This window comes from Kocuria sp. CH-021 (assembly GCF_049716185.1).
GTDB classification, from domain to species: Bacteria; Actinomycetota; Actinomycetes; order Actinomycetales; family Micrococcaceae; genus Kocuria; species Kocuria cellulosilytica.
Genome location: NZ_JBNAFK010000010.1, coordinates 156,188 through 167,389, shown reverse-complemented (window position 1 = coordinate 167,389; position 11,202 = coordinate 156,188). Strand labels below are relative to the sequence as shown.

General features: G+C 74.2%; 10 protein-coding genes. 2 read left to right on the top strand and 8 right to left on the bottom strand.

Annotated elements, in window-relative coordinates:
- A partial coding sequence (locus tag ACPYN7_RS09950) for a complex I subunit 4 family protein (RefSeq protein ID WP_424347541.1) occupies nt 1-978 on the top strand: 978 nt, incomplete at its 5' end.
- Nucleotides 979-993: 15 nt separating this feature from the next.
- On the top strand, nt 994-2,415 hold the full coding sequence (locus ACPYN7_RS09945; RefSeq protein WP_424347540.1) for an NADH-quinone oxidoreductase subunit N: 1,422 nt from the start codon (nt 994-996) through the stop codon (nt 2,413-2,415).
- 66 nt (nt 2,416-2,481) lie between these two features.
- Here ACPYN7_RS09945 and ACPYN7_RS09940 read toward each other — a convergent pair whose 3' ends face one another.
- From ACPYN7_RS09940 to ACPYN7_RS09905, 8 genes are all read right to left on the bottom strand, one after another.
- Nucleotides 2,482-3,822, bottom strand: a complete 1,341-nt coding sequence (locus ACPYN7_RS09940; protein ID WP_424347539.1) for an APC family permease — start codon at nt 3,820-3,822, stop codon at nt 2,482-2,484.
- A 112-nt stretch (nt 3,823-3,934) separates the two neighbouring features.
- Entirely contained in the window at nt 3,935-5,422 is a 1,488-nt protein-coding gene (locus ACPYN7_RS09935) for a multicopper oxidase family protein (protein WP_424347538.1), read from the bottom strand.
- Nucleotides 5,419-5,694 carry an SHOCT domain-containing protein gene (locus ACPYN7_RS09930; protein WP_058875152.1) on the bottom strand — a complete coding sequence of 92 codons (276 nt, stop codon included), beginning with the start codon at nt 5,692-5,694 and terminating at the stop codon, nt 5,419-5,421. Before ACPYN7_RS09930 ends, ACPYN7_RS09935 begins: the two co-directional genes overlap by 4 nt.
- Nucleotides 5,695-5,773: 79 nt before the next feature.
- Nucleotides 5,774-6,460 (bottom strand): DUF305 domain-containing protein, encoded by a 687-nt coding sequence (locus tag ACPYN7_RS09925; protein ID WP_424347537.1) that lies wholly within the window; start codon nt 6,458-6,460, stop codon nt 5,774-5,776.
- A 40-nt stretch (nt 6,461-6,500) separates the two neighbouring features.
- On the bottom strand, nt 6,501-8,525 hold the full coding sequence (locus ACPYN7_RS09920; RefSeq protein WP_424347545.1) for a copper-translocating P-type ATPase: 2,025 nt from the start codon (nt 8,523-8,525) through the stop codon (nt 6,501-6,503).
- Nucleotides 8,526-8,792: 267 nt separating this feature from the next.
- Nucleotides 8,793-9,122 carry a heavy-metal-associated domain-containing protein gene (locus tag ACPYN7_RS09915; protein ID WP_424347536.1) on the bottom strand — a complete coding sequence of 110 codons (330 nt, stop codon included), beginning with the start codon at nt 9,120-9,122 and terminating at the stop codon, nt 8,793-8,795.
- 97 nt (nt 9,123-9,219) lie between these two features.
- Complete coding sequence (locus ACPYN7_RS09910; RefSeq protein ID WP_424347535.1) at nt 9,220-10,365, bottom strand: sensor histidine kinase; 1,146 nt, start codon at nt 10,363-10,365, stop codon at nt 9,220-9,222.
- Nucleotides 10,362-11,063 carry a response regulator transcription factor gene (locus ACPYN7_RS09905; protein WP_368827246.1) on the bottom strand — a complete coding sequence of 234 codons (702 nt, stop codon included), beginning with the start codon at nt 11,061-11,063 and terminating at the stop codon, nt 10,362-10,364. The genes ACPYN7_RS09910 and ACPYN7_RS09905 overlap by 4 nt, the downstream gene beginning before the upstream one ends.
- Between the last annotated feature and the right edge of the window lie 139 nt (nt 11,064-11,202).

Below are 11,202 nucleotides of genomic sequence, written 5' to 3'. Positions count from 1 at the left end.
GCCCTGCTGCTGGGCTTCATCGGGCTCTACGTGGCGGCGGCACCGCACACCTTCGACATCCCCGAGCTCGTCGCGGCCGCACCTCTGGCGGGCGATCCGCTCACCGGGGGGTTGGTGCTCGCGGCGATCCTGGTGGGCCTGGCCGTGAAGACCCCCACCGTGCCGTTCCACACCTGGCTCCCGCCGGCGCACACCGACGCCCCGGCCACCGGCTCGGCCGTGCTGGCGGGGGTGCTGCTGAAGATGGGCACCTACGGGTTCGTGCGCATCGCCATGCCGATCCTGCCGGAGGCGTGGCGGGCGTGGGCCTGGGTGATCGTGGCCGTCGGCGTCGTCTCGGTGCTCTACGGGGCGTTCGTGGCCCTGGCCCAGACGGATCTCAAGCGGATGATCGCCTACACCTCGGTCAATCACATGGGCTACATCGTCCTGGCCCTGGGCGCGGTCGGGGTCCTCGCCGAGGGCGCCGCTCAGGCCCGTTCCGTGGCGGTCACCGGCGCGGTGGTGCAGATGGTCAGCCACGGGCTGATCACCGCCGCCCTGTTCCTGCTCGCCGGGGTGATGCAGGACCGGGCCGGCTCCTACGACATGGGTTCCTACGGCGGGCTGGCCGCTCCCGCCCCGCGCTACGCGGCGCTGTTCGCGGTCGGGGCCTTCGCCTCCCTGGGCCTGCCCGGGTTCTCCGGGTTCATCGCCGAGTTCCAGATCTTCGCCGGCAGCGTGGCGGTCGCCCCGGTCACCGCGGTGGCCCTGCTGGGCATCCTGGTCACCGCCGCACTGTTCCTGCGGGCCCTGCAGCGGGTCTTCACCGGCCCCACGGCCGGGCACACCCCCGGGTTCGCCGACCTCCGGGCGCCGGAGCTGTGGTCCGCCGGTCCCCTGCTGGGCCTGTCCCTGCTCATCGGTGTGCTGCCCCGGGTGCTGCTCGAGGTGATCGAGCCGGCCTCGGCCGCCCTCGTGGGCCTGGTGGGACGGTAGCCGGTGGAGGCCTCGATGCAGATGCGCCCCGAGCTGCTGGTGCCCGAGATTCTCGTCTTCCTCGGCGCGCTGGTGGTGCTGCTGGGCGGATCCTTCCTGCCCCGCGACCGGCAGTGGATCGCCCGCGCCGCGGCGGCCCTGGCCCTGCTGGGTGCCGCGACCGCCGCGGCCCTCGCCATGGCCGGGCCCGCGCAGAGCGCCTTCAGCGGCACCTTCGCCGTGGACACCGCCACCGGCGCCGCCCGGGTGATCGCCACCCTGACCACCCTGCTGGTCCTGGGCGTGGCCTCCGGGGAGATCGCCGGGTCCCCACGGGAGTCGGACACGTGTGCGCTGCTGCTCCTCGCCACCACCGGGGTGATGGTCCTGGCCGGGGCCACCGACCTGCTCGTGCTGGTCGTGGGGTTCCTGCTGGCCAGCATCCCCCTGTACGGGATCGTCGGCCTCACGGGCGGGCGCGCCGGGGCGGAGGCCGCCATGAAGACCTACCTCATGGGGGCGCTGTCCGGGATCCTGCTCATGCTCGGGGTCACCGTGCTCTACGCCCTGGCCGGCGGCACCGACTACGCCCTGCTCCAGGAGGAGCTGCCCGCCGCCCCGGCAGCGGCCGTGGGCGCGGGCGTGCTGGGCGTGCTCGCCGGGCTGCTCTTCAAGGCCGGCGGGGTGCCCTTCCACTTCTGGGTGCCCGACGCCGCCCAGGGCACCGGGGCCACCGCCGCCACCTTCCTCACCACCGTGCCCAAGGTGGGCGCGCTGGTGGCCGTGTACCGGCTCGTGGCCGCGGTCTCCGCCGGGGACGGCTCCTGGCTGCTCGTCGCGGCGCTGCTCGCCACGGCCTCGATGTTCCTGGGCAACCTCGCGGCCTACTGGCAGACCGACCCCCGCCGGCTGCTGGGCTGGTCCACGGTGGCCCAGGTCGGGTTCCTGCTCGTGCCCGTGGCCGCGGCCGGGCGCAGCGACCTGGCCCTGCCCTCGCTGCTGTTCTACCTCGCCGCCTACGCCGTCACCAACGTCGCCGCGTTCGCCGTGACCGCCGCGCTGCCCGAGCACCGGGAGCTGGCCGCCTACCGGGGCCTGGTCCGCTCCCGCCCGGGCCTGGGACTGGCGCTGCTCGTGGCCCTGCTGGGACTGGTGGGGACCCCGCCGCTGGCCGTGTTCGTCGGCAAGCTCACCACCGCCACCGCGGCCTGGGACGGCGGGCACGGCTGGTTGGCCCTGGTGGTGGTGCTCAACAGCGTGCTCAGCCTGTTCTACTACCTGCGCTGGTTCGCCCCCGTCTTCGCCCGCCCGGACCGGGACGCCGCGGGGTTCCCCGGCCGCGGCGGGGCGGCCGCCTGGCCGGCCGTCACCGCCGGGGCCGCCGCGATCGCGAGCCTGGTGCTGGGCGTCCTGGCCGGTGTGCTGTGGGCGGCCCTCGACGGCCCCCTGCTCATGTAGGTGCGGCGCCGCCCGGGACGGCGCCCAACGGCCCGTCCCGCGCCCGCCGGCCCGGGACAGGAGCCGTCAGTGCTGCTCCGGCTCGTCCTGCTCGCTGTGCTGGGCCTCCTCGTCGGAACGGTGCCGCACGGTGAACCACTGCGCCACGACGATGACCAGGGCCACCACGGCGGTGACCACCAGGGTGAACGGGTCCGACTGCGCCTTCAGCAGCACGAACGGCACGAGCACCGCCACGTCGAGCAGGATCGCGACCCACGGGATCCAGGGTCTGGCCCCGACGTCGTCCCGGAGGTGGCGGAGGATGCCGAGGTGGATGGCGATGTCCATGGCCAGGTACAGGATGGCGCCGAGGGAGGCGATCTGGCCCAGGTCGAAGAAGGCGGCCATCAGGATCGCCAGCCCGGCGGTGATGAACAGCGACTGGTGGCCCTCCTTCCCCGGCAGGCCGGGGGCCTGGCCCATGTCGCGGAGCATGTCGTAGAGCTTCGAGACCGAGAACAGGCTCGCGACCAGCCCCGACAGCGTCGCGACCACGGCGATCAGCACGGTCAGCCGCACGCCCCAGGCGCCGAACATCGGCTCGGCCGCCTCGGCCAGGGCGTAGTCCCGGGCCTCGACGATCTGCGGCACGGTCAGGCTGCCGGTGACCGCCACGGTGATCAGCAGGTAGAGCACCGTGCACAGGGCGATGGAGATCATGATGGAGCGGCCGATGTTGCGCTCGGGCCGTTCGAGGTCCGCGCCCTGGTTGGTGATCGTGGTGAAGCCCTTGTACGCCAGGATGCACAGGGTGGTCCCGGCCAGGAAGCCCAGCCAGCCCGCCTCCGGCGGGGTGCGGTCGGCCGCGGTGAACAGCCGGCCCAGGGAGGACACCCCCGCGGCGAGGATGCCTGCGACCGCCAGCACGGCGATCCCCACGATCTTGATCGCCGCGGTCACCGTGGCGGAGCGCTCCACCCACCGGTTGCCCACCAGGTTCACCAGGGCGGCGGCCGCGATGGCGACCACCGCCAGCACCGCCACCCACACGGCGGAGCCCTGCAGGCCGAAGGGGCGCAGCAGGTAGGTGCCGAAGGTGCGGCCCAGCAGGGACTCGGCCAGGATCATCGACACGTACATGAACAGGGAGAACGAGCCGGCGACCACCCCGGGGCCGTAGGCGGCCTTGAGCAGCATCGCGATCCCGCCGGCGGACGGGTTGGTGGCCGAGTAGCGGATGTAGGAGTAGGAGCTGAACGCCACGACCACGGCGCCGGCGAGGAACGCCCAGGGCACCCAGCCGCCGGCCAGCTCGGCGACCTGCCCCACGAGGGCGAAGATGCCCGCGCCGATCATCACCCCCGTTCCCAGGGCGACGGAACCGGTCAGGGAGAGTTTCTGCTGCGTCTGCGTGCTCTGGTCCATGAGGAGGTGCACGTCCTTCCTGCCGGGCGGCGAGCGCCTCCCGGCGGTGGGGTGGATCGAACAGGGTCGGTGGGGTGGTCCGGACAGGGTCGGTGGGCCGGGCCCACGGTGTTCAGCGGGCCTCGACGGTGCCCATCATGCCGAGGTCCTCGTGGTCGAGGATGTGGCAGTGGTAGACGGTGCGGCCGCCGAAGTCGTCGAAGGCCACCCGGACCGTCACCTCCCCGAAGGCCGGGACGTTGACCACGTCCTGCCACGTCGGGGCGGAGACGTCACGGCCCGCCTCGGACACGACCTGCATGGGCCACACGTGCAGGTGCATCGGGTGGTCCATGGGACTGGAGTTGGTCAGGGTCCACTCCTCCACGGTGCCCACCCGGACCCGCTGGTCGGTGCGCTCGGCGTCGAACTGCTGCCCGTCGATCGTGAAGGACATCATCTGCCCGGGCCCGCGCATGCCGCCCATCATCCCGCCCATGCCTCCCATGCCCATGGCGAAGTCCAGGGTCCGCCGGGCCTCGACCGGCTCCTCGCGCAGGTCCCGCAGCGCCGGACCCGGGGGCACGGGGCCGGCCTCCGCGGCCCGGTCCCCGGTGACCGCCAGGGTGAGCAGCTCGATCGGCTCGTCGTTGCCGGGGCCGTCCCCCGGCATGGCCCCGCCCATCATGCCGCCCATGCTGCCGCGGTCCACGGGGGCGGCGGTCAGCGCGGAGGTGCCCTCGCGGGTGTCCACGAGCAGCTCCACCCGGTTGCCGGGGGCCAGGGTCACCTCGGTGAGCTCGACCGGCTCGGGCAGGCGGCCGACGTCGCGGCCGAGCAGCCGCACGGTCTGGCCGTCGAGGGTCAGGCGCAGGTACCGGGACGGGCAGGCGTTGACGACCCGCCACAGCTCCCGCTCCCCGGGGGCGGCGGTGGCCTCGGGACGGACCTGGCCGTTGACCAGCACCGTCTCGCCCTCCCGGCCCATCATCTGCTCGGGCGGGGAGACCTCGGCCAGGTTGCCGGAGCCGTCCAGGGTGATGTCGGAGACCACCAGCACGCGCTCGCGGGCCACCGGGACGGGGTCGGGGTCCTCGACGACGATGGCCCCGTAGAGGCCCGCCGCCAGCTGGTCGGCCACGTGCCCGTGCCGGTGCGGGTGGTACCAGTAGGTGCCCGGCGGATGGTCCTCCGGCAGGACGAACTCGTAGTCGAAGGACTCCCCCGGTCCGATGCTCACGAACGGGTTGTCCCCGTTGTCCTCCGGGGACACGTGCAGCCCGTGCACGTGCAGGTTCGTCGGGGCATCGAGGCCGTTGGTCATCGCCACCCGGACCGTGTCCCCGGGCCGGACCCGCAGGGTGGGCCCGGGCAGCGAGCCGTTGAACGCCTGCACGTGCGCCTCCCGCGCCCCGATCCGCACCCGGGCGGGGGCGGCCTCCAGGGCGAGGTCCAGGACGCCGTCCCGGCCGGCCAGCACCTCGGGCTGCACCAGTTCCCGGCCGCCGCCGAGGGCCTCGCCGCCGCCGCTGGTCCACCACAGCCCGGCCCCGCCCACGGCCGCGGCGCCGGCCCCGGCCGCGCCGAGGGCCAGCAGCTGCCGGCGCGTCAGCGGACTCACCGGTCGCCCTCCTCCAGGGTCCGCAGCCGCTCCCGGTACTCCTCGGTGCTGATCTCCCCGCGGGCGTAGCGCTCCTCGAGGATCTCCCGGGACCGGCGCGGTCCCGCGCCCGTCGGCGGCGGGGCGGAACCGCCCTGCCGCGTCCCGCCGCCCGAGCCGCCGGTGAGCGCCTTGACGAGCACGACCACCAGCACCACCGTGCCCAGGATCAGCAGGAGCCAGAACAGCCACATCCAGCCCATGCCCCCTCCCATTCCGTCGCCCCACATCATCACGGTCCTCCTTCGTCGATCGGTTCTGTGCTTCCCACCGGCCGCCGCACGAGTGCGACGACGCCGGGCGCCGGGGTGGTCAGGAACCCTCCGGCAGCTCCTGGAGCATCCGCTCCATCTCGGCGATCTCCGTCTCCTGCGCCCGGACGATCTCCTGCGCCAGCTCCACGGCCTGCGGGTTCGATCCGTCCTGGACCTGGTCCCGGGCCATCTCGATCGCCCCTTCGTGGTGCTGGGTCATCTGCTCCAGGTACAGCCGGGCGGCCGCGGGACCCTCCTCGGCCTCCCGGAGCCAGTTCATGCCCTGGTCGTCGACCATGCCGGAGCCGTGACCGCCGTGCGCGGTGGCCGGGTCCTCCGGGGTGGTGGGGGCGTCCCAGGCGGCGAGCATGGCGCGCATCTGCTCCATCTCGGGCGCCTGGGTGTCCCTGACCCGCTCGGCGAGGTCGCGGACGTCCTCGGGCACCAGGTCCTTGCCGAGCAGGATCTCGCTCATCTGCACCGCCTGCTCGTGGTGCGGGAGCATCATCTGGGCGAACATCACGTCCGCGTCGTTGTGCTCGGCCGCGATCCCGGCGGCAGAGCCGGACGGGGAGTCCGAGGCGGAGGCCGAGGGGGTGCTCGCGGTCCCCGTCGCGGCGGAGGCGGTCGCCTCGGCGCTCGTCCCGGAGTCCGCCGCGGGGTCCTCCTCGCCGGCGGAGCCGCAGCCGGCCAGGGCGAGGGCCGAGGCCAGGGCGAGGGTGCTGAGAGTGGTGGAGCGCTTCACAGGATGTCCTTCTTCTTCTCGAGGGGTGGGAACAGGTGGATCAGGGGGCGGGGACGGCGGCCGGCCGCCCGGTGCTGCGGTGGTCCTCGGCGCTGACGGCGGCCAGCCGGGCCGGATCGAGGTCGAGGCGGCGCAGCAGCTGGGCGTTGAGGGCCACCACGATGGTGGAGACCGACATCAGCACCGCTCCGACGGCCGGGGACAGCACGATCCCGATCGGTGCCAGGACCCCGGCGGCCAGGGGCACGGCGACGACGTTGTAGCCGGTGGCCCAGACCAGGTTCTGGACCATCTTCCGGTAGCTGGCCCGGGACAGGTCGATCATCGACAGCACGGCGCGGGGGTCGTTGCCGGCCAGGACCACCCCGGCCGACTCCATGGCCACGTCGGTGCCGGCGCCGATGGCGATGCCGACCTCGGCGCGGGCCAGGGCGGGGGCGTCGTTGACGCCGTCGCCGACCATGGCCACCGTCATCCCGCGGGACTGGAGCTCGGTGACCTTGCTGTCCTTGTCCTGGGGCAGGACCTCGGCGAAGACCTCGTCGATGCCCAGATCGGCGCCCACGGCCTCGGCGACCTGACGGGCGTCGCCGGTGATGAGGGCGACCTTCACCCCGCGCTCCTGGAGGGCGGCCACGGCGGCGCGGGACTCGGGGCGGACCCGGTCCTCGAGGGCCAGGGCGCCGATGACCTGCCCCTCGCGCAGCACGTGGAGCACCCCGGCGCCGCGCTCGACCCACTCGAGGGTGGTCGCGTCGATCGCCGCCGGCGTGGACAGCCCGCGCTCGCGGAGCATGTTGGGGCCGCCCACGACGACCTCGGTGCCTTCGACGACGGCCGTCACCCCGCGGCCGGTCGCGGCCGTGAACCCGGTGCCGCGCAGCCCCAGCCGGGACGCCTCGGGGTGCGCGCCGGCGGCGGTGACGATGGCGCGCGCCACGGGGTGCTCGCTGTCGGACTCGGCGGCCGCCGCCCAGGCGAGCAGTTCGCCCTCGGAGGTCCCGGGGACGGGGGCCGTCCCGGTGACGGCGTGCGCGCCCTCGGTGAGGGTGCCGGTCTTGTCGAAGAGCACCACGTCGATGGTGCGCATCCGCTCCAGGGCCATCCGGTTCTTGATCAGGACGCCGGAGCGGGCGGCGCGCTCGGTGGAGATCGCGATGACCAGCGGGATGGCCAGGCCTAGGGCGTGCGGGCAGGCGATGACCAGCACGGTGACGGTGCGGACGACGGCGTCGTCCGGGCTGCCGAGCAGCGCCCAGGCGACGGCGGTGAGGACGCCGGCGGTCAGGGCGAACCAGAACAGCCACGCGGCGGCGCGGTCGGCCAGGGCCTGGGCGCGGGAGGAGGACTCCTGGGCGGCGGCGACCATCCGCTGGATACCGGCCAGGGCGGTGTCGGCCCCGACGGCCTCGACCCGGACCCTGACGGTGTTGTCGGTGGCCACGGTGCCGGCCACCACGGTGTCGCCGGGGCCCCGGGGGACCGCCTGGGACTCACCGGTGATCATCGACTCGTCGAACTCGGCGGTCCCGCCGGTGATCGTCCCGTCCGCCGGGACGCGGGCCCCGGAGCGCACGAGCACGACGTCGCTCACCGCCAGCTCGGCCACGGGCACCGTGACGGTGTCCCCGTCGACGACCTTCTCGGCCTCGTCGGGCAGCAGCTCCGCCAGGGCGTCCAGGGCGGAGGAGGCCGCGCCCAGGGCGCGCATCTCCATCCAGTGGCCCAGCAGCATGATCACCACCAGCAGGGCCAGCTCCCACCAGAAGTCGAGGTCGAACCCGCCGATGCCCAGCGTGGTGACCCAGGAGGCGACGAACGCGACCGTGATGGCCATGGCGATCAGCAGCATCATCCCCGGCTGCCGGGACCTCAGCTCGGTCACGCCGCCCTTGAGGAAGGGCATGCCCCCGTAGACGAAGATGACGGTGCCCAGCACGGGAGGGATCCAGGTGGAGCCCGGGAACTCGGGGATGCGGTAGCCCAGCAGGTGTCCGACCATCGGGCTGAAGAACACCACCGGCAGCGAGAGCACGAGCGAGAGCCAGAACTTGTTCTTGAACATCGCCGTGGAGTGCCCCGCGTGCTCCCCGTGCTGGTGGACCTGGTGGTCCTCGTCGACCGCCGAGTGGGCGTGCTCGTGCGGCATGGCCTGCCCGTGGGTGTCGGCGTCGGCGTGCTGTTCGTGGCCGTCGGAGTCCGCGGGCCGGCCCGTGCCGAGCCCGGCGTGCGGTTGTTCCGGGGCGGTGGGGTGGCCGCGGCCGTGGTGCGGGGAGCGCATGATCGTCCTTCTGCGAGGGCTGGTGGCTGGTCGGTGCGGTGGTGCCGTTCGTCAGGCCGTGACCACGGTGTAGCCGGCCTCCTCGACGGCGGTCCGCACGGCCTCGGGGGCGACCGTGCCGCGCACGGTCACGGTGGAGACGCCGCCGGCCGCCAGGTCGACGTGCACCTCGGTCACGCCCTCGAGGGCGGTGATCTCCTCGGTGACGCTCCGGGCGCAGTGGCCGCAGGTCATGCCCTCCACCGGGTAGCTCGCGGTCGCGCCGGCCGCGGGGGACGCCGCGTCGGCCGCGGGAACGGCCTGCTCGGACGCCGGGGCCGGGGCGCAGCAGGCGCAGCCGGTGGAGACCATCGGCAGTGGCGTACGGGTCTCGGGGGTCATCTGGAACTCCTTCGGTCGGATCGTGCGGTGCGACGGGGACGGACATGGCCCCGACCTCTCCCAGGTATATACCCCTAGGGGGTATAGATCAAGGGGGTCATCGGGCGGCCTCCACCGGCGACGGACGCACGCGCTGACGGGTGGGCAGCTCCACGGTGAAGACCGCCCCGGCGCCGGGCCCGGGGGACGTGACGGTCAGCGTCCCGCCGTGGGCCTCGACCAGGGCCCGGGCGATGGTCAGGCCGATCCCGGAGCCGCCGCTGTCGCGGTCCCGGGCGCTGTCGCCGCGCCAGAAGCGCTCGAACACCCGGGACAGGTTCTCGGCGGCGATGCCGTCGCCGGTGTCGGCGACGCGGACGGCCACCCGCCCCGGACCCCGCCGGGAGACGCCGAGGACCACCTGCCCGCCGGGCGGGGTGTGGCGCAGGGCGTTGGTGAGCAGGTTGCCCAGCACCTGGCCCATCCGCTGGCGGTCCACCTCCACCACCCCGGCGTCGTCGTCGAGGTCCAGGACGAGCCGCACGCCCTTGGCGGCGTAGGCCTCGCGCTGGGCCTCCGCGGCGGAGCGGGCCAGCTCGCCGGCCGGCAGCTCGGTGCGGTCCAGGTCGATCCGGCCCTCCTCGGCCCGGGACACGTCGTGGATGTCCTCGACCAGGCGCGTGAGGCGCCCGAGCTGGTCGGCGACGAGCTCACCGGTGCTCTCGTCCCAGTGCGCCACCCCGTCCTGGAGCGCCTCGCAGTAGACGGTGAGCACCGAGATCGGGGTGCGCATCTCGTGGGCCAGGTCCGAGAGCATCCGCCGCCGCAGCTCCTCGGTGCGCTCCAGGCGCTCGGCCATGGCGTTGAACGAGGCCGCCACCGCGTCCACCTCGGCGCCGGCGGCGAGGGCCGGGACCCGGCTGTCGTAGCGGCCGCGGGCCACCCCCCGGGCCGCCTCGGTGAGGGCGGAGAGGGGCCGCCGGAGCCGGCGGGTGAAGAGCCAGGTCACCGCCGCGGCGCAGACCAGGGCGGTGCCCAGGGCCACGCCCAGGGTGATGACGCTGGCGTCGCGGTAGGCCCGTTCCACGTGCAGCAGCTCCGGGGAGTCCGCGGCGTGCCCGGCGATGACCAGGTGCTCGTGGAAGATCGGCGGGCCGGCCAGGGACGCGACCACCACGGCGGCGAGGATGCTCGCGGCCACCACGATGGCCTGGGCCAGGAAGAACCGGGAGGCCAGGCCGCGGGGGCGTCGCCGCCGGGTCATCGGGCCACCATCCGGTAGCCGACCCCGCGCACGGTGTCCACGAAGGCGGCCTGGTCCTCCCCGAGCTTCCGGCGCAGGTGCCCGATGTGCACGTCCACGATCCGCTCGTCGCCCACCCAGGCGGGGCCCCACACGACGTCGATGAGCCGGCGGCGGCTCAGCGCCTCGTGCGGCCGGTCCGTCAGGGCGGCCAGCAGCTCGAACTCGGTGCGGGTCAGCGCCACCGGTTCCCCGCCCACCCGCGCCTCGTGGGCCGCGAGGTCGACGGTCAGCTCCCCGAACACCCGGGCCGGCTCGACCGGGGCCACGGTGGTGCGGGGACGGCGCAGCACCGCGGCCACCCGCGCGACGAGCTCGCGCACGCTGAAGGGCTTGGTGATGTAGTCGTCGGCGCCGGCCGCCAGCCCGGCCAGCTTGTCCTCCTCGTCCCCGCGCGCGGTGAGCATCAGCACGTAGCACTCGGAGAAGCCCCGGATCCTGCGGCACACCTCGATGCCGTCCAGCCCCGGCAGCCCCAGATCCAGCACCACCACGTCCGGCCCCTGGCCACGGGCGGCCTCCACGGCCTCGGGCCCGGTGTGGACGGTGGCGACCTCGTAGCCCGCGCGGTCCAGGTAGGTGGCGACCATCCGGGCCAGGGGCTTCTCGTCGTCGACCACCAGCACCCGCCCGGCCGCTGCGTCAGTGCCAGGATTCATGACTTCAGTGTCCCCCTCCCCCGGGGCCCGGCGGCTCCCGGGGGCGGGCAGGGGCGGAATCTTCGTCAAACCTTCACGGAGACCGCCACGGGGTCCCGCACCGGCCGGTCGAGAATGGTGGGTGGCCTCGCGGCGCGGT

Excerpts from the sequence above, each read along its gene's own strand:
- ACPYN7_RS09945 (WP_424347540.1), top strand. The coding sequence starts at position 994 with ATGCAGATGCGCCCCGAGCTGCTGGTGCCCGAGATTCTCGTCTTCCTC.
- ACPYN7_RS09940 (WP_424347539.1), bottom strand. The coding sequence starts at position 3,822 with ATGGACCAGAGCACGCAGACGCAGCAGAAACTCTCCCTGACCGGTTCC.
- ACPYN7_RS09930 (WP_058875152.1), bottom strand. The coding sequence starts at position 5,694 with ATGATGTGGGGCGACGGAATGGGAGGGGGCATGGGCTGGATGTGGCTG.
- ACPYN7_RS09920 (WP_424347545.1), bottom strand. The coding sequence starts at position 8,525 with ATGTTCAAGAACAAGTTCTGGCTCTCGCTCGTGCTCTCGCTGCCGGTG.
- ACPYN7_RS09915 (WP_424347536.1), bottom strand. The coding sequence starts at position 9,122 with ATGACCCCCGAGACCCGTACGCCACTGCCGATGGTCTCCACCGGCTGC.
- ACPYN7_RS09910 (WP_424347535.1), bottom strand. The coding sequence starts at position 10,365 with ATGACCCGGCGGCGACGCCCCCGCGGCCTGGCCTCCCGGTTCTTCCTG.
- ACPYN7_RS09905 (WP_368827246.1), bottom strand. The coding sequence starts at position 11,063 with ATGAATCCTGGCACTGACGCAGCGGCCGGGCGGGTGCTGGTGGTCGAC.